Annotated in this window: 12 protein-coding genes; 9 read left to right on the top strand and 3 right to left on the bottom strand. The window is 37.8% G+C overall.

Annotated elements, in window-relative coordinates; translation table 11 throughout:
- Positions 1–114: 114 nt before the first annotated feature.
- Together FKR84_RS00435 and FKR84_RS00430 are read left to right on the top strand one after the other, a co-directional pair.
- Positions 115–10,476, top strand: coding sequence for a CARDB domain-containing protein (locus FKR84_RS00435; RefSeq protein ID WP_141420209.1), 10,362 nt, complete (start codon positions 115–117; stop codon positions 10,474–10,476).
- Positions 10,477–10,487: 11 nt separating this feature from the next.
- On the top strand, positions 10,488–10,703 hold the full coding sequence (locus FKR84_RS00430; protein ID WP_141420208.1) for a hypothetical protein: 216 nt from the start codon (positions 10,488–10,490) through the stop codon (positions 10,701–10,703).
- A gap of 585 nt (positions 10,704–11,288) precedes the next feature.
- Here the strand turns inward: FKR84_RS00430 and FKR84_RS00425 are convergent.
- Complete coding sequence (locus FKR84_RS00425; RefSeq protein ID WP_141420207.1) at positions 11,289–13,094, bottom strand: hypothetical protein; 1,806 nt, start codon at positions 13,092–13,094, stop codon at positions 11,289–11,291.
- Positions 13,095–13,299: 205 nt separating this feature from the next.
- Entirely contained in the window at positions 13,300–14,319 is a 1,020-nt protein-coding gene (locus FKR84_RS00420) for a DUF6252 family protein (protein ID WP_141420206.1), read from the bottom strand.
- Positions 14,320–14,464: 145 nt separating this feature from the next.
- Between FKR84_RS00420 and FKR84_RS00415 the strand changes: the two genes are divergently transcribed.
- The 4 genes from FKR84_RS00415 to FKR84_RS00400 all read left to right on the top strand — a co-directional run bounded on the left by FKR84_RS00415 (position 14,465) and on the right by FKR84_RS00400 (position 17,641).
- Entirely contained in the window at positions 14,465–15,040 is a 576-nt protein-coding gene (locus FKR84_RS00415; protein ID WP_141420205.1) for a 30S ribosomal protein S16, read from the top strand.
- 11 nt (positions 15,041–15,051) lie between these two features.
- Positions 15,052–15,576, top strand: coding sequence for a ribosome maturation factor RimM (gene rimM, locus FKR84_RS00410; protein ID WP_141420204.1), 525 nt, complete (start codon positions 15,052–15,054; stop codon positions 15,574–15,576).
- 99 nt (positions 15,577–15,675) lie between these two features.
- Positions 15,676–16,389 carry a tRNA1(Val) (adenine(37)-N6)-methyltransferase gene (locus FKR84_RS00405; protein WP_141420203.1) on the top strand — a complete coding sequence of 238 codons (714 nt, stop codon included), beginning with the start codon at positions 15,676–15,678 and terminating at the stop codon, positions 16,387–16,389.
- A 73-nt stretch (positions 16,390–16,462) separates the two neighbouring features.
- Positions 16,463–17,641: an acyl-CoA dehydrogenase family protein gene (locus FKR84_RS00400; RefSeq protein WP_141420202.1), complete on the top strand. Its 1,179-nt coding sequence runs from the start codon at positions 16,463–16,465 to the stop codon at positions 17,639–17,641.
- A 97-nt stretch (positions 17,642–17,738) separates the two neighbouring features.
- On the opposite strand, the gene FKR84_RS00395 is transcribed toward FKR84_RS00400, so the two are convergent.
- Positions 17,739–18,146 carry a hypothetical protein gene (locus FKR84_RS00395; RefSeq protein WP_141420201.1) on the bottom strand — a complete coding sequence of 136 codons (408 nt, stop codon included), beginning with the start codon at positions 18,144–18,146 and terminating at the stop codon, positions 17,739–17,741.
- A 294-nt stretch (positions 18,147–18,440) separates the two neighbouring features.
- On the opposite strand from FKR84_RS00395, the gene dnaE reads away from it, so the two are divergent.
- From dnaE to FKR84_RS00380, 3 genes are all read left to right on the top strand, one after another.
- Positions 18,441–22,823 carry a DNA polymerase III subunit alpha gene (dnaE, locus tag FKR84_RS00390; protein ID WP_141420200.1) on the top strand — a complete coding sequence of 1,461 codons (4,383 nt, stop codon included), beginning with the start codon at positions 18,441–18,443 and terminating at the stop codon, positions 22,821–22,823.
- 89 nt (positions 22,824–22,912) lie between these two features.
- Entirely contained in the window at positions 22,913–23,230 is a 318-nt protein-coding gene (gene trxA / locus FKR84_RS00385; protein ID WP_141420199.1) for a thioredoxin, read from the top strand.
- A gap of 180 nt (positions 23,231–23,410) precedes the next feature.
- Positions 23,411–24,340 carry a DUF58 domain-containing protein gene (locus tag FKR84_RS00380; protein ID WP_141420198.1) on the top strand — a complete coding sequence of 310 codons (930 nt, stop codon included), beginning with the start codon at positions 23,411–23,413 and terminating at the stop codon, positions 24,338–24,340.
- Positions 24,341–24,401 lie beyond the last annotated feature (61 nt).

Genomic DNA, 24,401 nt, shown 5'->3' with positions numbered 1-24,401 from the left:
AATTTCTTCTAATTCTTTAAGGTTACTAAAGTGCATTGCTCGTATCGAGATGAAGCGTGTTTTTTAGAAATACACAAAAAACTATTTTTTGTTGGTTCACAAATACGCTATATTATGAAAAATTTTAACTTTCTAACGGGCATTGCAAGTTGTGTAATATTGTTGTTTGGTATGTTACCTATGCACATAAATGCACAGGCGCCAACCACTCCATCAAGCAATCTGACTTTTTCTAGTATTGATGGTAATCGTTTCCGATTAAATTTTACAGAAGGAGATGGGGCAGAGAGAATTATTATTGCAAAAGCGAATTCTCCTGTTACAGCTGTTCCGGTAGATGGGACTGATTATCTGGCAGATGATTTTGGAGAGGGTAATGAAATTGCACCGGGTGAGTTTGTAGTGTATAAAGGCTCTTATAACAAGCCTACTATAGTAGGTTTGGACCATTCTACCACCTATCATTTGAGAATTTACGAATTTAACGGCAGTAGTTTTTCTACAGAATACCTGACGTCCAGTTTCTTGGAAGGCAGCCAAGCAACTTTGACCCATCCCGAAATCCAAGCGAGCAATATTACATTTAGCAATGTGGTAGGAAGTGAGATGACTGTTAATTGGACTAATGGTGATGGCACTGGACGTATATTGATAGCACGGGCAGACAGTCCTGTAGATGTAGAGCCACAGAATTTAGTAGATTATAACAGTCCATATTACAATAATTTTGGTAATTCTAATTACGAAATCGGAACTGGAAATTATATTATTTATGAAGGAAGTGGAAGTAGCACAGATGTTATAGATCTTGATCCCAATACTACTTATCATTTCGCATTATTTGAATATAATGGCGATTATGGCAAGGTATATCTAACTTCTACTTCTGCTTTAAATCCCGCTCCGGGTGCTATAGGTAATCAAAATACAGTTGCTTACCCTACAATTAATAGTAGTAATATGGTATTTAGTTCTATCGACGGGGATAGATTTAGATATAGAGTAGATAATAGTTCTATTGGAAATGGCGAAAGTAGGCTAATTATTGCCAAAGCGGGAAGTCCGGTAACTGCAGTTCCTGTAGATGGCAATGAATATACAGGTGATAATACTTTTGGAGACGGAGACGAAATAGCTCCGGGTGAATTTGTGGTTTATAGCGGAAGCTCTACTAGCACACAATATCTTTCTGGCCTACAACCCCATACTACCTATTATTTTAAAGTATATGAATATAATGGTAGCGTGGCCAATACCTTCTATCTAAAAACCAGTGATACCAATGGTGATCCTGTTTTAGAAGCTAATCAAGCAACTATTACTTATCCCTCCACGCAAGCCAGTAATATCACTTTTAGTGATATAATGGTTACCAGTATGAATGTTAATTGGACTAATGGTAATGGCGCTGGGCGTATATTGATTGCACGTGCAAATAGTCCTGTAGATGTAGAGCCCCAAGATTTGGTGAATTACAATGACCCTTATTATAATGATTTTGGTGTTTCCGGTTATGAAATTGGTTCAGGAAATTATATAATTTATAGGGGTAGTGCAAGCGGAACAGATATCAATAGTCTAGAATCCAATACCACCTATCATTTTGCCTTATTTGAATATAATGGTGATAGTGGCAAAGTTTACTTAACTTCAACTTCAACCTTCAATCCTACTCCCGGCGCTACGGCAAACCAAAGTACAGACGCCTATACTGCCCCCACAGTTAATGCTAATAATATGACCTTTAGTTCTATTGATGGAGATAGACTCCGTTATAGGGTAAATAATAGTTCTGTTGGAAATGGCGAAAGTAGGCTAATTATTGCCAAAGCGGGAAGTCCGGTAACCGCAGTTCCTGTAGATGGCAATGAATATACAGGTGATAATACTTTTGGAGACGGAGACGAAATAGCTCCCGACGAGTTTGTGTTGTATAGCGGCACCTCTACTGGCACACAATATCTTTCAGGCTTACAACCACATACCACTTATTATTTTAAAGTATTTGAATTTAATAGTAGTGGAACCGAGACCATTTATTTAACAACAACAGATACCAATGGTGATCCTGTTTTCGAGGCCAATCAAGCAACCATTACTTATCCCACCACCCAAGCCAGTAATATCACTTTTAGTGATATAATGGTTACTAGTATGAATGTTAATTGGACTAATGGTAATGGCGCTGGGCGTATATTGATTGCACGTGCAAATAGTCCTGTAGATGTAGAGCCCCAAGATTTGGTGAATTACAATGACCCTTATTATAATGATTTTGGTGTTTCCGGTTATGAAATTGGTTCAGGAAATTATATAATTTATAGGGGTAGTGCAAGCGGAACAGATATCAATAGTCTAGAATCCAATACCACCTATCATTTTGCCTTATTTGAATATAATGGTGATAGTGGCAAAGTTTACTTAACTTCAACTTCAACCTTCAATCCTACTCCCGGCGCTACGGCAAGTCAAATTACGGACGCCTATACTGCTCCCACAGTTAATGCTAACAATATGACCTTTAGTTCTATTGATGGTAATAGGCTGCGCTATAGGATGTATAGTGGTGACATTGGAAATGGTGAAAAAAGATTGGTTATAGCCAAAGCGGGAAGTCCCGTTACGGCAGTTCCCACAGATGGAATTGAATATACAGGCGATAATTATTTTGGAAATGGAGATGAGATAGCTCCCGACGAGTTTGTGTTGTATAGCGGGAGTTCTACTGGCACACATTATCTTTATGACTTACAACCGCATACCACTTATTATTTTAAAGTATTTGAATTTAATAGTAGTGGAACCGAGACCATTTATTTAACAACAACAGATACCAATGGCAATCCCGTTTTAGAAGCTAATCAAGCAACTGCTACTTATCCCACCGTACAAACCGGGAATGTTTTTGTGAATAGTAAAACCACAACTTCCTTCAACATAAATTGGACGAACGGCAATGGGGCAAGACGTATTTTGGTCGCTAGAGAAAACGAACCCGTAAATGCCGAACCACAAGACTTAACAAGTTATTCCAGTTCAAGTGGTGGTTTTGGTAATGGATATTATGAAATTGGTATTGGAAATTATGTACTTTATGATGGAAGCGGAACTTCAGATAATGTAACTAATTTACAGCCCGGCACTAATTATCATTTTGCTCTTTTTGAATATAATGGAAGTTCAGGAAAAGTCTATTTAAGGCCAGGCTATACTTTTGAAGCCGAAACTTTTGGGGCAACACCAACCACGCAGGTTTCCAATGTCAATTTTGCGGAAATTGGCGCAACTTCAATGCAGGTTAATTTTACCCGCGGAAATGGCTCCTCTCGTCTAGTAATTGCAAAAAAAGGAGCCCCCGTGGATGTACAACCATCCGATAATACTACCTATTTGGCAGATACTAATTTTGGTGCAGGACAAGAAATAGGCGCTAACAACTTTGTAGTCTATAACGGTACAGATGAAGAATTTATACTTTCCAACTTAGAAGAGACCAGCAACTATCATTTTGCTTTTTTTGAATATGCCATCAATCAAAATAACGAACTATATCTCATACCGGGAGAAACAGCTTCGCGAGCAACACCAGCTCCACCAACTGTAATTCCCAGTAATTTTAGCTATACAAGACCTTGTGATAGCGATCTTATTTTAAACTGGACGTCCGGAAACGGACAGGGACGAATCGTTATTTTAAGCGAATCTCCCCTAAACACTACCCCAACAAATGCGACCAACTATGATGCAAATTTTGGGTATGGCTTAGGAGATGCTATTGGTAATGGTTTTGTTGTTTATAATGGTGCCGGAAATTTGGTTCCGCCTAATTTATTACAAGCCTCAACCAATTACTACGTTAATATTTACGAATATAACGGCACGAAAACCGATCCTATTTTTAATATGACCCCCTTACAAGGTTTTATAGGAGATATAACAGCACCTAGTGCAAATTGTAATGATATTCCAGTGGTTTTAGATGAAAATGGAAGTGCCACTATAACACCCGAAGACGTTGGGACAATACCAACGGGAGACTGCGGTACTGTTACAGCAGCAATTGATATAGATACGTTTGATTGTTCTAATTTGGGTCCAAATAACGTTACGTTTACCATTACAGATTCTGATGGAAATACAAACTCTTGTGTAAGTATAGTAACCGTAGTAGATGAAACTGTACCTACGGTAAATACCAAAGATATTACTGTTCAACTGCAACCAAATGGCACCGCAACCATTACAGAAGATGCTGTTGATGATGGTTCCACAGATGCTTGTGACTCATTAAGTTTCGATACAGATATCACCGCATTTGATAGCAGTGATTTGGGCGACAATACTGTAACCTTAACCGTTACAGATGGCAGCGGTAATGAAAACTCTGCTACCGCCTTAGTAACCGTAATAGATATAGCTGCACCAACTAATGATGATCTTTGTAATGCTACTTTATTAGCAATAGGTGCGACCTCCAATGGCGATGCTTATTCTAACATAGCCGCATCTGCACAAAACCTTGAATCTGGCGGGACGTGCTGGGGAGGAACACTCGATTTGCAAACCGTTTGGTTTAGTTTTGAGGCTCCCGGTAGCGGTAATGTAATCGTAAACACCAATATTATAGGAGGTACGTTAAACGATACACAAATTGCTATTTATGAAAGTGCAGGAGATTGCAACGACTTGTCTTCTTTGGGTAATGAACTTGCCTGTAGTGAAGATACCAATGCAGGCGCAAAAGCAGAAACACTAGTTACAGGTCTTAATCCCGGTAGTATTTATTATGTGCAAGTAGATGGAAAAAATACCCAAACAGGTACGTTCGGAATTGAAATCTCAGACGCCGGTTGTATAGCGCCTTCCGACTTATCTTTAGACGCAACAACAGACACTACGGCCGATATTTCTTGGACAAACAATGGTTCGGAAACGGAATGGATAGTTAAGTATAGCGAGACTCCAGGTTTCGATCCCGTAACGGAAGGTAGTTCAGAAACTGTAAACGGTTCACCAGACTTTCAGTTAAATGGTCTAAGTGCAAACACCAATTATCAATTATATGTAAAAGCTAATTGTGGTGGGGGAGACGAAAGTAATTTTGTCGGGCCATTAGCATTTACCACAGACTGCCTAGGCTCTCCAAATCTTTCCTTTTTAGGAACTGGCGAATTCCAAAATGGTATTGTTAGTCCTACTCAAGGCACGCCAGAAACAACCTATGAGTTTGCTGTGGTTTATACTAATGAAGACGGAATAATGCCACCATACGGTTTTCCCCGAGTAGTGTTAGATTATGAAGGTAATGGCAGTTTCAGCAACACAAACGATAGATCGGTTATTCTATCTCCTGCAGACCCAACAGATAATAATACGGCAGATGGAAAAGTTTACGTGGGTTCTATCAGTCAATTACCTTCTGGTACCAATTGGCAAGCTTATGTGCAAGTGCAAGCAGATGCTTGCGAAACACAAATTGGTCCTTTTGATGCGCCAAATGTTTTAATCGCTCCAGACTTGGAGATTTTTGCAAACGATATTGTTTTCGATAATCCCAATCCAGATGTTTCGTCGGCCTTGCAAATTACCGCTACCATTCATAATAATTCTGATTTGCCGGCAGAAAATTTTGTCGCACATCTAGAAAATCAATACAATCCCACTGCGGTTTATCCAGATATAAATGTAGATTATCTTGGTCCGCAAGAAAGTACAAACGTGGTTTGGAATATAACTACCCCGGCAGATCCATCGTGGAATCCTATGGAAGTGTTTATAGACCATACAGATGTAATAGAAGAATCAAATGAGCTGAATAACAGAGCAATGCGTCCATTTATAAATGGCGACTATAATCTTCCGGGGGCAATCAATATAGAGGCTTCTGTTAGCCCAAGTCTTGTACAATTACCTTCTGGCAATGATAAAGTGACTATTTCTGGTCACGCCTATTATACAGATACGGCAGTAGTATTACAAGATTCTACTGTGGCGGGAGCTACAGTAACATTTGTAAATCCAATCACAGGAATTCAAGTACAAACGCACACCAACTCAAATGGTTATTTTTATTTTAAAACCCACAGAGGTTCCCAGCCGGGCGTTTATACTGCTCCGGTAGAGGTGACCGATTTTACCCTAACCGCAGAATCGCCCATTACTTGGGAACTTGTTCAAGGGCCTTGTCTAAAAGATTTACGAGCAAAAATAAATCTTTTTGATAATCACATTCTTGTTGGAGAATCCATTTCTGGAGAAGTGGTAGTATCTAATAATGGTTGCCAGGCTGTTGCGGTAGAAACCTTGTTAGAGATAGATCAGACCGGAGGTTTACCGCTTATAAACGATGTAACCGTTCCGTCACTCGATCCGGGAGAATCTTTCACCTATCCTTTTACCGCTCAATTCAATACGGAAGGAACCTATTATATTACGGCAATGACAGATACCGGTTCTGTAGTACAAGAATCTTCCGAAAACAACAATTTTGCAAACAGCACCATTATTGTAAATCCTGCTATTCCAGATATAACTCCTGTAGGAAGTGCTTCGTTAGGGACAACATATCTATGTAATGCCAGTACTACACAAAGTTTCGGTATAAAAAATATTGGGTATGTTGCTACGGGAGAATTTGATAATACTATTGAAGTCTATTACAATGGTTCTTTAGAAGACACCTTTACAAGAACAGTTCAAAACATAGAACCTGGTCAGAGTACTTCGGTTTCTATTCCGTATGCATATCAACAAACAGGAAACTACAGCTTCGTGCTAAAATGCGATGTGCCTTTACCGGATGGCGTGGTAACCGAAATTTTGGAAAACAATAATCAAAAAAGTTATGCTATTGATATTATTGAATGTCAAGCAGACTTGTATATCGCATCCAGTTGCGATCTACTTGTAAACCCAATAGATTTGCAAGTTCCGGGCAACGTTACCTATTCTGTAGATGTGCGGAACAAAGGGAATGCCACGGCAACCGCTCCCGTAGAATTACAGTTTACGTTGAGTAATGGAGAGATTTATAACCTTGTTCATAACCAAGATATTTTACCGGGCGAAACAGTTACTTTTATAACACATCCCGTTCCTGCATTAAATTCCGGAGGCGTGCAGCTTACAGCCAGCGTAGATCCCAACGAGCTTTTAGAAGATGCAAGCCGCGCCAATAATAGCAAATCAGAAACTCTATGTTGGGAATTCAGCCCTGTAGAACGCTGTGGTTATGATTTCTGGAACGGAACTTATCATGAAAACGAATCGGTGCAATTGGCCCTTGGAATAAAAGCGGAACATTTATACCAAGCTTCTGAGGTAAAGGTACGTTTTGAAGTAAGCGGTCCCGGCATTTCAGGATGGGCATTATTGGGAGACGCGGCAGTTCAAAATATAAAAAACTGTCACGGCTGTCCGTATAGTGCTGCACTTCCTACGCAATTTGTTTTCAACCAAACTGGTGTCTATACGTTTAGAATGACATCAGATCCTGATAACGAATATACAGAATGTAATGAAAGCAATAATGTATTAATCAAAGAAGTGACTGTTGCCAACAAGCCAGACATGCGAATCTTGTCAGAATATATCAATCCTACTTTGCTTAATCCTGATCCCGGCGAATCTATATTCTTAGATATTTCTTACGAAAACATCGGCTATTCCAATATTAACGATGAGATGGATCTTACTATATTAATAGACAACCAAGAGCATGCGGTTGTGCAAAATGTTTCGGGTCTTATTAAAAATACGACCAATACGATTGCGGTGCCGGTTTCCTATTCTTCAGAAGAAATAGGCCTGCATGTTATTCGTGCTATAATAGATTCTAATCTGGAAGTTAATGATGCTAACAGAAGTAACAATGAGGCCACCCGATCATTTATTGTTGGGGAAGCAGCAAACTTGTTTTTCGATGATTTTTATGTTTCTAACGAAATTCCCAATGTAGGCGAAACCATTAACATTGAAGCGCTTATTGAAAACAATGGCGAGATTGATGTAAATGCAGATGTATTGTTTTCCTATGTTTCTACTGCCGGAGACACCTTGGCAATTGCCACTAAACCGGTTAGTTTGGCCAGTGGTGCTAATCAAGCGGTTTCACTTCCGTGGAATGTTCAGCAAAGTCCAACAATTATAGTAGCAGAAATTATTAACACGTCTGAATTAGAATTTGATTATAATGATAATTTTGCCACTGCTCAATTAAATAGTTTTACAGTTTCTGTGGCAGCAACACCTGCCTGTGAAGAACAATATTTGGGCAGTTTAACTGCCAGCGCAAGTAACGGAACCGCACCTTATACGTATAATTGGAGTAATGGCACGACGGGAGAAGTCTTAGATGCGCCAGCCGGAACTTATAGTGTAACTGTGGTAGATGCCGCCGGAAAGCAAGCCTTTGCCACAGGAATAATAGAAGAAGATAGCGCTTGTACGCCACCATCTTGTAGTTTGTCGGCAGTAAGTTTTGAAATTGGATCAGAATGTGGTCTCAATACTGGAGTTTACTCTACAAATTTGGTAGTAGCTTACGAAAACGAACCCACACAAGGTTCAATTACCGTAAACGGAACAGATTACCCAATCACCGGAAGTCCGCAAAGTTTTGATATAGATTTTACAGCCGGACCGGTAAATTATACGGTTTCCTTTACGGAAGAAAACAGCTGTAATTTAACCATTCCTACCGGGGCTGTATTAGATGCCTGCGGACAAGATGGTTATGTTTACCTAAATGATACCGATGGTTGGACGCCGGGCAATCCTAACATAGATCTCAACTTTACACCCGCCGATAATATTACAATAATGGAAGGCACCGCCAGCCTTACCACCAATATAGAAGTAAACGATATTATCGTAAACAGTGGTGCAACTTTAAACGTAGAACAGGTATTAACTATAAACGGCAATATTACCAACAACGGAAACTTTATATTTAAAAGTTCCGAAAATAAAAACGGAGAGTTGGCTGCAGTTCCTTCTACATCAGTTATTACAGGAGAGTTTACAATAGAAAGATATATGAGCGCAAACCGTTCTTATCGTTTTGTAAGTAGTGCAGTAACCAGCTCACAGCCTATTCACGCCAATTGGCAAGAAGGGGCAACCAGTAATACAGATAATCCTAATCCGCATTACGGAACCCATATTACCGGAACCACTACAGACCAAACCAATGGGTTTGATGCAACGTTAACAGGAAATCCGTCTATGTTTACTTTAGATGCGATAGATCAGCAATTTGTAGCTGTTCCTAATACAGATAATACAAACATTACCGCGGGAGAAGGCTATTTATTATTTGTTCGCGGTAGTCGTGCGGTAGATTTAACCAATAATGCAGCAATTGCAGATACCACGGTTTTACGAACTACGGGAGATTTATTTATTGGAGATAAGCTACAAACTTTCAACTTAAGTAATGTAGCTGGCGAGTTTAACTTGTTGGCGAACCCGTATCAAAGTGCTGTAGATGTTACCAGTGTACTTGCAAATTCGCAAAACTTAAATGCAAATTATGTGTATGTGTACGATCCAACTTTAGGTACTTATGGTTCTTATGTAACAGTAGATTTAAGCACCGGTGGAAATAGTTCCGGCTCAGATGCGAATCAGTTTATACAACCGGGACAAGCGGTACAAGTTGCAACAGCTGCAAATGGAGCTACGTCTGTTTTGTTTTCCGAAACAGATAAAACCGCCGGACAGCATACCAGTACATTTAGACCGGAAAACCTGGTAGAAAACAATGCTCACATTACAGGACAGCTTTTTACAGCAGAAAATTATAATTCTGGCGGAAAGTTGCACGATAGTTTTGCCATCTTGTTTGCGCCGGGATACGATAATGCTTTGAATAACCATGATGCGGTAAAGCCATTTAATTTTTCAGAAAATATAGGTATTGGTAGTGCAGACTCTGTATATAGTGTAGAGCGCAGGGAAGCTCCGTTAGATGGAGAGCAGATTGCTTTGTTTACCAATAATTACGAGCACCAAGCTTATATGTTAGTGGTTACGACAGCTAATTTGGGCGAGAATACTACAGCCTATCTCGTAGATTCCTTTACGGAAGAAGAAACACTTTTAAACGCAGGAGAAAACACCATTGGTTTTGACGTACAGCTTGATAATAATGCAAGTATAGCCGTAGATAGATTTTATTTACGTTTTGAAGACGAAACTTTATCTACAGATGGTAGTTTTATAGCAAATAATTTGGAACTCTTTCCAAACCCTACCAGTTCTGAAAAAGGCTTTTACCTGACCTCTTCTTTATGGAAAGATCAAGAAGTGAAAATTGATGTTTGGGATTTATTTGGAAGATTGATCTATAGCTCTCAAAAAAGTTTTTCTAATGGCAAACTACACGTAAACCCTGGTAAGTTGAGCAACGGAACTTATTTTGTAGAACTTATACAAGACGATAAGCGTGTTATAAAACGATTTATAATCAAATAAAAAATAATAGCATGAAGAGACATGAAACCACTACATTTTTTAGGCTATTCTTCAGTGTGCTGTTTTTTATCACAATTACACTGCCCGTCCAAGCGCAAATTCCATTTCCGGGAGGAGATCCCAATGTTCCAGATGTGCCAGAAGCACCAATAGACGGTTTAATAGGATTAGCATTAATTGCTGGGGCTTATGTGGGAATTAAGAATTTTAAGAAAAATAATTTTTAAATTGATGAATCTGTATAAAAGAAAAGCCCACTATCTGGTAGTGGGCTTTTTTATAATTAAAAATTTTGCAAGTGCTGTATAGAGAGTTTGAAATGGTCTTCACTAGGGCAAATCAAAAACCTAATAAAAATCAATAGGTTGCTAATCTAAGTAAAAATTTGTTGTGTGTTTCAGACTAAGCCCAATTTTAGTTCACTTTATAAGTATAAAGAATATTGGACTGCGTTCAAACCAAAATTTTTTTAAAGACTTTGAATTACTTCTTGTTAAATTGGTAATTAAGCTAGTATACAGATAATTAAATATTGATCTTTATATTTCTTTTTTAAATTTAGGAATTACCTCTAAAAAAACAAACAATGACAGAAGCCGAAATGAGCGCAAAGAAATTGGAAATCATACAATTTATACTGGATTGTAACGAGGAAAAAGTCCTATTAGAATGCGAAAGGATTTTAAAAGAAGCGAGGGAATAATTCTTTACGGAATGATTTTTAATTCCGTAAAAAAAAGAGAGATTAACTTAATGCTATTTAGATTTCTTAAGTTAATCTCTCTATTGAATTTTATTTTAAAGCCACCAGCTTAACTCGCTTGCGGAAGCAAATGTGCTTTTAAACTTACTATCGAAGTTTTACACGCTAACAAATCTTCTTTAAATTGGAGCTTCTCTGTAATTTTATTTCCAGAATTAAGGGTTTCATAATGTTTTACCCCCTCCAATAAATTATTTATAAACTTTTCCCACTTTTTAAACTCTCTACGCGTAGGTTGCGCCACTGTTTTAATTTCTTTGGTAAGAAAATCTATATACAAACGCAGTTCGGTTATAAACATAGATGGTCGGTCAGGTTTTACTGCCAAAGCTCTACGACCATAAATATGGTCTGTCATTTCTTGTAAACTGCTAAGTTTTGAAAAATTGGCAATATTTGGTCCCGGGCAAATGGTTACCGCCTTTTGCTTTTTGAGAAAGGGAACTTGGTAATTTAACGCCGCCGAATTACTTAAACCGACACAAAGACATTCTTTTGCCAAAACATCTACTTTTTGTTGTTTTAATTCTTTTTCCGGCAAGTTGGCTTCTTCCAGTTGTTGTAATTTTAATTTTTGGTATTTGTGCGAAGCCGTGCAAATGGGTTTGTCTGTAAACTCTGTGTTAGAAACCAATAATTTTTCGGTACACGGACTTCCGGGTTTTCCGTTTTCTATACGCTCTAAACGTTCTTTTTCTGCGCTCGTGTTTTTTAAATAATTAAAACCTACGCCTAAGGGAGAGGCTTTACTGCAAAATACATCCTTTTCTTTGGCTTCTTGCAACTGGTTTAAGGTCGTTTTATCTACATTGGTAGCTTCCGGACACAATAAAAATGGCGTTCCCCAGCCGGTGCCATCTACTTGGTAATATTTTCGTAATAATTTATCTTCTTCGTGTGTGCCAATACCGCCTTGCACAGTAATTTTAATAGGGTGCGGCTTAGAAAAACCGGTTTTTCCTTTGGCAATTAAGGCCGGATTGTAAAGCTCGAATAAGCTTGTTTTCAGGTTTTCTTTATTCTCTTTAAATTCTTCTAAAATTGGTCCCATTAGCAAGCCTTGCGTAGCAAAAACGTGGCCGCCACAATTAAGACCAGATTCTATACGAAACTCGCTTACCCAAATTCCTTTTTTGGCCAGATATTTTCCTTGTATAAGTGCAGAACGGTAATCGCTTACTTTTATAACCACACGTTTACGAAAATTCCCCCAGCTTTGCGCATCAAAGGCAGAAAAGCCTTCCATATAATTAAACAAACGCGGGTTCATCCCCGCAGAAAGCACCAAAGAAGAATTTTGCAAATTGCTCTCTGCATACCCCTTTAGAGCAGTTAAAGCATCGGAACCATTTTCTATAATTTCTCCTTTTTTATCAAAATTATCTTTATCTACTTTGGTCATTATATTTACCTCGATAGCGCCTGGCACAACCGCATCGCGTAATTCTTCCGTAAAGCTATTTTCTAAAGCAACACCTGCTTCTGCCCGCCAATCTTTAAATTTTTGATAAAGCTTAGATTCTTCGGGAAGCATCTCAAAATATTTGCGTAAATCTGAGCCGGTCTCAAAAGTAGAGCGCTTGAGTTTCTCTAAATTAGACTGTACCAAATCTTGCATTAAGTTTAAGTAATCTGTAACCCGGCGCGAACGAAATTCTTTTTCTTTTGGCCCAATTGGCGTATAAGTTTGCCCTTCTTTTTGATAATAATATTTCCGCATTAACTCTACTAAGTTATCTTCTATAACAGAAACTGCAGAATTAATTCCGAAATGCGCTACTTTAACAGGAGAGTCTATGGTGTAAGCAATGCCCATTACCGGGATGTGAAAACTATGCGGACTAGGGGTTTGCATAAAGTTGGTTTTTAAATTTAAAAGCGGTAAACTTAAAAAACAACTTCTCTGTAAAATATGACAAGTGTCATATAATTGCTTAATTCATTTTAGTCTTAAAAGTAGAATGTTTTCTTTACGGAAATAAAAGCAGCTGTTTTCAAATAAAGATTATTCTAATTATTTGAAAACAGCTGCTAAATTTTTAAAGCAAAAAGATTAGCTATTAGTATGCTAACTCAAAAGTACCATTGGTTATTTCTATTTGACCGTTATCATTATTTTCTAGTAAACCAGAAAAAGTACCGTTTAGATTTCCGGTAGTATTAAGGCTTATCGTACTGGTAAAAGGATTTGTCTCTGGCATATCTGCAGGATAAAATGTAGAAGTAAGCATAAGCTCAAAATTCTGTATTATATCTTGGCCTTCTGTTGCTTCGGGAACTTCAAAATAAATAGTATAGTTGTTTTCTGCAGAGGTTTCGCCACTTACTTGTAAAAGGCCTTCTACAAGGTTTACATCTACCATATCAAAAGTAATTTCCTGACTGCCTGCTGTAAGACTAATATTTCCAATATCGTTGTTACCACCTTCATCTTCACAATCACCCAAAGTGTCTATCATTGCTTGCAGTTCGCCATTTTCATCGCCACAAATTTCTATTTCTTGTAACAAAGCATCTTTATAAGCATTACAAGCTAAGATAAATTCTTCAGCGTTTTCAGGATTAGCTTCCTGATAAATCAAAGCTGCGGCCTCGCGTGTTTCTGTAGCTTCTGGGCAAGTAGTTTCTTCCCCGCCGGGAGTAGGGTTTTGTCGTGGTACAAAAAAGAAATAACCTTTGTTAAAATTTAAGGTGTCTCCGGTAGCGCTATAAGCGTCAAAATAAAATTGCCCGGAGACTGTATTGCCTTCTAATTTTGTTATTTCTATTTCCCCATACCCATTAGTACCGGTAGTAAAAACTTCTTGGTCGCTATTGGTAAAAGTAGCTTTATTTAAATTGTTTTGTCCCAAAGTATAACTACCCAATTTTATTGTATCTACTGTTAGAGCTATTTCTTCAAAACCGGTTTCTCCTTTTATAGTATAGGTGTTGTCTTCATTTTTTACCACAAAAGAGCTGTTTGCTCTAAAAAAGACACCATCTACCTCGCCTTGTATTGCCGGAGAGTTAGATTCTATTTCGTCACTACAGCTAAAGCTTAAGCAAGCAATTAGCAATAAAATTAAATATTTCTGCATAATTATTGGGATATTTTAAACAATTGATTCTGTTACAAATGTAACAGAAAAAAACAACAAGTTTTTATATTGAATAAAAAAATATATAGTACATTTGCAGCCTTATTAATAATCGGGGTCGAGCACCCTAAAATTTAATTTAATTATGTCTGTAAAAATAAGATTACAAAGACACGGGAAAAAAGGAAGTCCATTTTACTGGATTGTTGCTGCAGATTCGCGTGCTAAAAGAGATGGTAAGCACTTAGAAAAACTAGGTATTTACAATCCTACCACCAACCCTGCAACAATAGAATTGAATGTAGACAAGGCGGTACAATGGTTGCAACACGGTGCCCAACCAACAGATACGGCACGTAACATTCTTTCTTATAAAGGAGCTTTGTTAAAACATCACCTAGCCGGTGGCGTAAGAAAAGGAGCTTTAACAGAAGAGCAAGCAGAAGAGAAATTTAAAGCTTGGTTAGAGGAAAAAGAAAGCAAAATAAGCAACAAAAAAGAGTCGGTTTCTAAAGCAGACGAAGATGCAAAAGCAAAAGCTTTAGCTGCCGAAAAAGAAGTTAACGAAAAACGCGAAGCAGAATATAAAGCTGCTCGCGAAGAAGCAGAAGCTGCCGCAAAAACCGAAGAAGGTGAGCCGGAAGCAGATGTAGAAAAAGAAGTAGAGGCAGAAACAGCAGAAGAAGCCAAAGCGGAAGAAAAGAAGAAAGAAGAAAAATAATTTGCTAATCAATGCAAAAGAAAGATTGTTTCTATCTTGGCAAAATAGTTAGTAAATTTAGTTTTAAAGGGGAAGTACTGGTTAAATTAGACACAGACGACCCTGAATCTTACTTAGAAATGGAATCGGTTTTTGTTGACTATAACAAAAATCTGGTTCCATTTTTTATTGAAAAAAGTTCGCTACAACGCAGCGAGTTACTTCGGGTAAAATTTGAAGATGTAGAAGATGAAGCAGATGCCGAAGATATTTTGAGGTGCGATGTATATTTACCCCTCTCCCAACTTCCAAAATTAAAAGAAGACCAGTTTTATTTTCACGAAATAACCGGTTTTGAAGTCACTGACAAAAACTTTGGAAATGTTGGAACGATAAAAAGCGTAAACGATTCTACTCCACAAGCCCTGTTTGAAATAGAAAAAGACGGTAAAGAAATCTTGATTCCCGTTAACGACGATTTTATTGAAAAGGTAGATAAACCAAATCGTAAAATCTATGTAAACACCCCAGAAGGTCTTATAGAAATGTATCTTTAGTAATTAGAGGTGAGTTTTTTAGTGGTGAGTGGAATTATTTTAATGTAGTAAATTCATTATCCAATAACCATTCTCTAGTCATCCAATTTATCAACTGCCATGTCCAAACCTTTTAGATTTAAAGAATTTAGCGTAGAGCAAGACAAATGTGCAATGCAAATTGGCACCGATGGTGTTTTGTTGGGAGCTTGGACTACAATTCCTAAAAACACATTTTCTATTCTAGATATTGGCGCCGGCACGGGCGTAATTGCTTTGCAAATGGCACAACGCAGTCAAGCAGAACTTATAGATGCCATAGAAATAGAAGAAAACGCTTACGAACAATGCGTAGAAAATTTTGAAAACAGCCCGTGGAACGATAGGTTGTTTTGTTACCACGCCAGTTTAGAAGAGTTTACAGAAGAAATAGACGAGAGCTACGATTTGATTGTTAGCAATCCGCCGTTTTATGACGAAGATTTTACTTCCGTGGAAGCTACAAGAAACACTGCCCGTTTTACGGAAGCTTTACCCTTTAGTGAGCTTATAAAAAACGTTGCTAAATTACTTTCCGAAAAGGGAAATTTCTCTTTGATTATTCCGCATAAAAATCAAGAAGAAGTTTTGCAATTAGCCAAAGAGGCAGGTTTATACCTTCAAAAAATAACCTTGGTGCAAGGCAATGCAGACACTCCTGTAAAACGCAATTTGTTGCAGTTTAGCTTTACGGAAGTTGCTCTTGAAAAAACCCAATTGGTTATAGAAAAAGAGCGCCACCAATACACGCAGGAATATAAAGATTTGGTAAAAGCCTTTTATCTAAAAATGTAAGAGATTAACTGGTAATCTTAATTGCTTTCGCTAACTTTACGGCTAGGATTTAACTTAAAAGCAAATTATATAAATGAAAACCGACTTATTTCAAGCTCCGGATTATTATAATATAGACGATTTACTATCAGACGAGCATAAAATGGTACGCACTGCAGCGCGTGATTGGGTTAAAAAAGATATTTCTCCAATTATAGAAGAAGCTGCGCAAAATGCAGAATTTCCTAAATCTATAATCAAAGGTTTGGCAGAAATTGGCGCTTTTGGTCCCTATATTCCACAAGAATATGGCGGCGCAGGTTTAGACCAGATTTCTTATGGATTGATTATGCAAGAAATAGAACGTGGCGACAGCGGAGTGCGCTCTACCGCTTCTGTGCAATCTTCTTTGGTAATGTTTCCTATCTGGAAATACGGGAACGAAGAGCAGCGTAAAAAATACTTACCAAAATTGGCTACCGGAGAATATATGGGTTGTTTTGGTTTGACCGAACCCGACCACGGTTCTAACCCAAGCGGAATGACCACCAATTTTAAAGATAAAGGCGATCATTATTTATTGAATGGCGCCAAGATGTGGATTTCCAATTCTCCTTTTGCAGATATTGCCGTAGTTTGGGCAAAAAATGAAGAAGGAAGAATACACGGTCTTATTGTAGAAAAAGGTATGGAAGGTTTTTCTGCTCCCGAAACCCATAATAAATGGTCGTTGCGAGCTTCTGCCACCGGCGAACTTATTTTTCAAGATGTAAAAGTGCCAAAAGAAAATTTATTACCAAATAAAAACGGCTTGGGCGCCCCACTGGGTTGCTTAGATTCTGCGCGTTACGGAATTTCCTGGGGAGCAATTGGTGCAGCGATGGATTGTTATGATACCGCCCTGCGTTATGCAAAAGAACGCATCCAGTTTGATAAACCTATTGCGGCTTACCAATTACAACAAAAAAAGTTGGCAGAGATGATTACCGAAATTACCAAAGCCCAATTAATGGCCTTGCGTTTAGGACAGCTTAAAAACGAAGGAAAAGCTACAACCGCACAAATATCTATGGCAAAACGCAACAACGTAGATATGGCGATAAATATAGCCCGTGAAGCCAGACAAATTCTCGGCGGAATGGGAATTACCGGCGAATACAGCATTATGCGTCATATGATGAATTTAGAAAGTGTAATTACCTACGAAGGTACGCACGATATTCATTTGCTAATTACCGGAGCAGATATTACCGGTATCCCGGCGTTTAAATAATAAAATTGAATTAATAAAAAAGGGTAGTTATTTCACGGTAACCACCCTTTTTATTTATTCTCCCAAAACGCTTGATTAAGCACTGCATTTATTGCGTTTATGTTATTATAGTTGTTATACTGCAAAAAATTAACAACGCAAAACCTAAGCCAATTACGGCTTGTCTACTCTTGCTTACGGACAAATAAGCGTAAATCATAACTCCAAAATTTAAAATACCAAAAACTCCAATTGTTGTTTTAATTAGTGAATCATAGATTTCGAAATAGCTAATTGATGTAGCCAAAAGTATTACGATTAACGCCACAATTTGTTGCAAGCTATAAATTGGAGTAGCTTTGTGAGATTGTGATTCTATATTGCTAGTAATCAAATAAACAAAATATACGGCGATTATTATTGCAATAATGGTGAAGGTAATTATAGAAAGTTCCTCTTTTACTATTAATAAGTAAAGAACAGATAAGATTAATAATAATACGGCCTCTTTGTTTAACTTACTCATTTTAAAAGCTTCTAGGTTAAGATATGTCTGTATTTAAAAATCTTTAGCGCATAAAAATATTTAAAATTTATCTTTGCGCCAAAAATAGCAATGTAAATAGAACTTCTAAAATAGCTTTACGGAAGTTGACAAATTATTAAGATTACCAATCACGGTAAGTGAAAATTATAGTGACAGACCCAAAAAACCGCATTTTTTTTGGAATTTGCTTTTCTCTCATTATGGATAAATTAACTTTTTTGAAGCCAAGAGATTGGTTACATTTATTGCCCAAAACCTTCAGAAAAATAAATTATGTACCTAATTTTTGATACAGAAACTACCGGCTTACCCAAAAGGTGGGATGCTCCTATAACAGATTCAGACAACTGGCCAAGAGCTATACAAATAGCTTGGCAGTTGCACGATGATATGGGGCAACTTATAGAGCGCGAAGATTTCTTGATTAAGCCAGAAGGTTTTAACATTCCGTACGATGCAGAAAGAATTCACGGTATTTCTACAGAGTTGGCACAAGAAAACGGCATACCGCTTAAAGAAGGTTTGCAGCGGTTTAAAAAAGCTTTAAACAAAACTACTTTTGTGGTTGGTCAAAATGTAGGTTTTGATGTTAATATTATGGCAGCCGAGTTTTACCGCGAAGCTGTAGATAACAATTTGGCGCAACTACCGGTTTTAGATACGTGTACAGAAAAAACCGCACAGCTATGTCAAATTCCTGGTGGTAGAGGAGGCAAGTTTAAATTACCAACCTTAACAGAGCTGCACGAATATTTATTTAACCAACCTTTTGCAGAAGCGCACAACGCTACGGCAGATGTAGAAGCTACTACACGTTGTTTTCTAGAACTTATAAGAAAACGCGTTTTTACCGCCGAAGAGTTAGATGTGCAACCGGATTATTTTGAGCGTTTTTCAGAAGAAAATCCGCAGCCTATTGCGCTTATTGGTCTAAAACATATTAATCTGCAAAAAGCTTCTGCCGTTATTCGGGAGCAATTGGCAGAGAAAAAAGAAGATTTTATTTCTGAAGAAGAAGTAGAAGAAAATATAGCGCTTTTAGAAGATGAGAATTTTTCGCACTTACATACGCACACGCAATTTTCTATTTTACAATCTACCATAGATGTAAAAGGCTTGGTAAAAACTGCCGGAGACTTTAATATGCCGGCTGTGGCAATTACAGATCACGCCAATATGATGGGCGCTTTTCATTTTGTGACAGCTGTAGAAAAGTACAACGAAAAACTGGCAGAAGAAAAAGCAACGGCAGAAGAAAACAAGGAAAATTTCAGTAAAAAAGAATTAAAACCCATTGTAGGTTGCGAGTTTTTTGTGTGCGAAAATCATTTAGATAAAAGCAGAAAAGACAATGGTTATCAAATCGTGCTTTTGGCCAAAAATAAAAATGGCTACCATAATTTGGCCAAAATGTCTTCTATTGCTTACACAGATGGTTTTTACTATGTGCCAAGAATAGACAAAGAAATTATAGAAAAATACAAAGAAGACGTTATTGTATTAAGCGGTAATTTATATGGCGAAGTGCCTAGTAAAATATTAAATGTAGGCGAAAAACAAGCCGAAGAAGCTTTACTGTGGTGGAAAGAAACGTTTCAAGACGATTTTTATGTAGAAGTAATGCGCCACGGTCAAGAAGACGAAGATAGGGTAAACCAGATGCTTATTCCTATGGCCAAAAAGCACGGCGTAAAACTCATCGCTTCCAACAACTGTTATTATACCGAAAAAGAAGAAGCCAACGCCCACGATATCTTATTGTGTATTAAAGATGGCGAAAAACAAGCCACCCCAATTGGTCGAGGTCGCGGGTATCGTTATGGGTTGCCAAACCAAGAGTATTATTTTAAATCTTCTGAAGAAATGAAGGAGATTTTTAAAGATTTGCCCGAAGCGATTACCAATACGCAAGAAGTAGTAAATAAAATAGAAGTTTATAAATTATCGCGCGATGTTTTATTACCCGCATTTACAATTCCCGAGCGCTTTTTAGACGAACGTGATAAAGAAGATAATGGTAAACGCGGAGAAAATGCCTATTTGCGTTATCTCACTTTCGAAGGCGCCAAAGAACGCTATGGCGAAATAACCCCGGAAATAGAAAAGCGCTTAGATTTTGAGCTTTCGGTAATAGAAAATACGGGTTATCCCGGCTATTTTCTTATTGTAGAAGATTTTATTCGGGAAGCCAGAAATATGGATGTTTCTGTTGGACCGGGAAGAGGTTCTGCGGCAGGAAGTGCGGTAGCATTTTGTTTAAAGATTACCAATATAGATCCAATTAAATACGATTTGCTTTTTGAGCGTTTTCTAAATCCGGATAGGGTAAGCATGCCTGATATTGATATAGATTTTGACGACGAAGGCAGAAGTAGGGTAATGGATTATGTAATAAAAAAATACGGCGCCAATCAAGTTGCGCAAATTATTACTTACGGAACCATGGCGGCAAAATCGAGTATTCGCGATACCGCCAGGGTTTTAGATTTACCGCTTAGCGATGCAGATAGAATTGCAAAGCTGGTACCAGATATGTCTAAACTCTACAAGATATTTGCTTTAGACGAAAAGGGAATCCGGTCTAAATTCAAAGCAGAAGATGCAGAAAAAGTAAACGAGCTTTTAAACCTTTCAGAAGGCACAGATTTAGAAGCAGAAACTGTTAACCAAGCGCGCGTATTAGAAGGCTCGGTAAGAAATACCGGTATTCACGCTTGCGGCGTAATTATAACGCCAGGAGATATTACAGATTACGTGCCGGTTTCGGTAGCCAAAGATTCCGATTTGTATGTTACGCAATTTGACAACTCGGTTGTAGAAGATGCCGGCTTGCTTAAAATGGACTTTTTGGGCTTAAAAACCCTTACTTTAATAAAAGATACCGTAAAAATTGTAAAAGGAAGGCACGGTATAGATTTAGATCCGGAGAGTTTTCCGCTTGACGATGAAAAAACTTACGAGCTCTTTCAACGTGGCGAAACGGTTGGTATATTTCAATACGAATCTCCCGGCATGCAAAAGCATATGAAAAATCTGAAACCTACGGTTTTTGAAGATCTTATTGCTATGAATGCTTTATACAGACCGGGACCAATGGAATACATCCCGAGTTTTATTGCCAGAAAACATGGCGAAGAAGAAATTGCCTACGATCTGGAAGATATGGAAGAATACCTGCAAGAAACCTATGGTATTACCGTATACCAAGAGCAGGTAATGTTACTTTCGCAAAAACTGGCCGGTTTTTCTAAAGGTGAAGCAGATTTACTCCGTAAAGCAATGGGGAAAAAGATTTTTGCTTTGCTGGAAACCCTAAAACCAAAATTTTTAAACGGTGGCGAAGAAAAGGGGCATCCGCGAGAAACTTTAGAAAAAATCTGGAAAGATTGGGAGGCTTTTGCCAGTTATGCATTTAACAAATCGCACTCTACTTGTTATGCGTGGATTGCCTACCAAACGGCTTATCTTAAAGCACATTATCCGGCAGAATATATGGCAGCGGTTCTTTCTAATAATATGAATAACATCAAAGATGTAACTTTCTTTATGGAAGAGTGCAAACGCATGAAGTTAGAAGTTTTAGGGCCAGATGTAAACGAGTCTTACTTTAAATTTTCGGTAAACAAAAATAACGCAATTCGTTTTGGAATGGGCGCGGTAAAAGGCGTAGGAAGCGGCGCGGTAAAAACCGTTGTAGAAAACCGTAAAGAGGGCTCTTACCGTTCTATTTTTGATATGGCCAAACGTATAGACTTGCGTGCTGCCAACAAAAAAGCTTTTGAAAACTTGGCTTTGGCCGGTGGTTTTGATGGTTTCACCCCAACACATAGAGCACAATACTTTCATACAGAAGGCGATGAGGTTACCTTTTTGGAAAAAGTAATAAAATATGCCGCCAAATACCAAGAAAACCAAAACTCGTCGCAAGTAAGTCTCTTTGGCGAAGCCAGCGAAGTACAAATACCCGAACCAATAGTACCACCTTGCGAAGAATGGCCAACTATGGAAAAGTTGCGAAAAGAACGCGAAGTAGTAGGTATCTATATTTCCGGACACCCGTTAGACGATTTTAAGAGTGAGATAAAATATTTTTGTAACGGAACACTAGAAGATTTTAGAGCCTTAGAAAAAAACGTAAACCGCGAGATTTCTTTTGCCGGCGTGGTAAACGACGTACAGCATTTGGTAAGTAAAGCAGGAAAAGGCTGGGCGCGTTTTACGGTAGAAGATTATAACGAGTCTTATGAGTTTAGGATTTTTGGCGAAGAATACCTTAAATACCGTCATTTTTTAATGGCCAATAATTTTGTACACATCAAAGCATTTGTAAAAGAAGGTTGGCGCAATAGAGAGACCGGCAAAAGTGGCGACCCAAGAATTCAGTTTCGCTCGTTTAAACAATTGCAAGATGTTATGAATACCTATGCCGGTAAACTTACTATACAATTAGATATAGACAATTTGCAAAAAAATCAAATAGCAGATTTAAAAGATTTATTTAGGTCGCATCCCGGCGATCATCTTTTAAATTTTGTGGTATATAAAGTACAAGACCGTATAAAATTACATATGCCCAGCAAACGGCAAAAGGTAAAAATATCGCAAGAATTGTTACAAGGTTTAGAAGAGCAAAACCTGCATTATAAAATAAATTAAACCAATAAGCGCATAACCTAATCTAATCTAAAAGCACAAAATAATGGTTTAAAAATTGTATATTTGTGTAACAAAAAAAAATAAAAATTATGGCATTAGAGATAACAGACGCAACGTTTGAAGAAAAAGTTTTAAAAAGTGATAAGCCGGTAATGGTAGATTTCTGGGCAGCTTGGTGCGGACCTTGTAAAATGGTAGGACCGGTTATAGACGAAATTAGCAACGAGTACGAAGGTAAAGCCGTAGTAGGTAAGGTAGATGTAGATGCTAACCAAGAATTTGCTGCAAAATATGGCGTAAGAAACATCCCAACCGTATTGGTATTTAACAATGGCGAGTTGGTAGGTCGTCAAGTAGGCGTTTCGCCAAAAGATACGTATACAAAAGCAATAGACGAGCTTTTGTAAACTAAGAAAAACATATATTTTAAAAGGTTTGGCATAGCGTCAAACCTTTTTTATTTTTACCTTTATGCTGCCCCACGCAAAAAAGCGTGGCCGGGCTTTCGTTAGTCGCTTTATTTTGCCAACAAAGGCAAAATAAGAGCTCCAACAGGCCACTCAATCCCTGGCAGAAAAACAAAAACCATGCAATTAAAAGACCAACTTTCTAAAACCGGTGGCTTTGCACATATAGACTTGTTGGCAAAACAAGTAGTAGAAGGCTTTATTTCCGGCATGCATAAAAGTCCGTTTCACGGGTTTTCAGCAGAATTTGCCGAACATAAAATTTATAATCCCGGCGAGAGCACCAAACATATAGATTGGAAATTATATGCAAAAACAGACAAGCTCTACACTAAACGCTACGAAGAAGAAACCAATTTACGTTGCCATCTTATTGTAGATAATTCTTCTTCTATGCACTATCCAAAATTAAAGCAACAAAACATAGACAAACTCAACAAAATAGGTTTTTCGGCTTTAGCCTGTGCTGCGCTAATGCAATTATTAAAAAAACAACGCGATGCGGTTGGTTTAAGTATGTATAGCGAAGATTATGAGTTTTACGCCCCTGAAAAAGCAGGAGACAGACACCATCATTTACTGTTAGATACACTTGAAAAAAGTATTTTATCTACCCCCAATAATAAAGAAACAAAAACCTATACGTATTTGCATCAAATAACACAAAAACTCAAGCGCCGCTCATTGGTATTTTTATTCACAGATATGCTGCAGTCTGATGTGGAAGAAGACAAGCTGTTTGATGCCCTAAGCCATTTAAAATACAACAAGCACGAAGTAGTTTTATTTCATACCTACCACAAAAAAACCGAGTTGGATTTTGATTTTGACAATGCTCCCAAAAAGTTTTTAGACGTAGAAAGCGGCGAAAGCATAAACTTATATGCAGAAAATATTCAAGAAAATTATCAAAAGGCGATAAAAAGTTATTTCGAAAAGCTACGTTTACGCTGCATTCAGTATAAAATTAAGTACGTGCCGGTTGCCGTAGAAGAAAAATTCAATAAAATCTTGACCACCTATCTTATTGAACGTCAAAAATTTGTATAGAAGTAAAAAATAACTTAAAAAAAATTTATATTTATTTTTGCAGAAACTATAAATGCATGTA

Origin of the sequence: Haloflavibacter putidus (genome assembly GCF_006546625.1) — a bacterium.
GTDB classification, from domain to species: Bacteria; Bacteroidota; Bacteroidia; order Flavobacteriales; family Flavobacteriaceae; genus Mesonia; species Mesonia putida.
The sequence above is the reverse complement of the archived record's forward strand: the minus strand, read 5'-3'. Positions and strand labels throughout refer to the sequence as shown.

What these genes read in the sequence shown, in the direction of transcription:
- FKR84_RS00435 (WP_141420209.1), top strand. Translation starts at nt 115, where the DNA reads ATGAAAAATTTTAACTTTCTAACGGGCATTGCAAGTTGTGTAATATTG.
- FKR84_RS00430 (WP_141420208.1), top strand. Translation starts at nt 10,488, where the DNA reads ATGAAGAGACATGAAACCACTACATTTTTTAGGCTATTCTTCAGTGTG.
- FKR84_RS00425 (WP_141420207.1), bottom strand. Translation starts at nt 13,094, where the DNA reads ATGCAAACCCCTAGTCCGCATAGTTTTCACATCCCGGTAATGGGCATT.
- FKR84_RS00420 (WP_141420206.1), bottom strand. Translation starts at nt 14,319, where the DNA reads ATGCAGAAATATTTAATTTTATTGCTAATTGCTTGCTTAAGCTTTAGC.
- FKR84_RS00415 (WP_141420205.1), top strand. Translation starts at nt 14,465, where the DNA reads ATGTCTGTAAAAATAAGATTACAAAGACACGGGAAAAAAGGAAGTCCA.
- rimM (WP_141420204.1), top strand. Translation starts at nt 15,052, where the DNA reads ATGCAAAAGAAAGATTGTTTCTATCTTGGCAAAATAGTTAGTAAATTT.
- FKR84_RS00405 (WP_141420203.1), top strand. Translation starts at nt 15,676, where the DNA reads ATGTCCAAACCTTTTAGATTTAAAGAATTTAGCGTAGAGCAAGACAAA.
- FKR84_RS00400 (WP_141420202.1), top strand. Translation starts at nt 16,463, where the DNA reads ATGAAAACCGACTTATTTCAAGCTCCGGATTATTATAATATAGACGAT.
- FKR84_RS00395 (WP_141420201.1), bottom strand. Translation starts at nt 18,146, where the DNA reads ATGAGTAAGTTAAACAAAGAGGCCGTATTATTATTAATCTTATCTGTT.
- dnaE (WP_141420200.1), top strand. Translation starts at nt 18,441, where the DNA reads ATGTACCTAATTTTTGATACAGAAACTACCGGCTTACCCAAAAGGTGG.
- trxA (WP_141420199.1), top strand. Translation starts at nt 22,913, where the DNA reads ATGGCATTAGAGATAACAGACGCAACGTTTGAAGAAAAAGTTTTAAAA.
- FKR84_RS00380 (WP_141420198.1), top strand. Translation starts at nt 23,411, where the DNA reads ATGCAATTAAAAGACCAACTTTCTAAAACCGGTGGCTTTGCACATATA.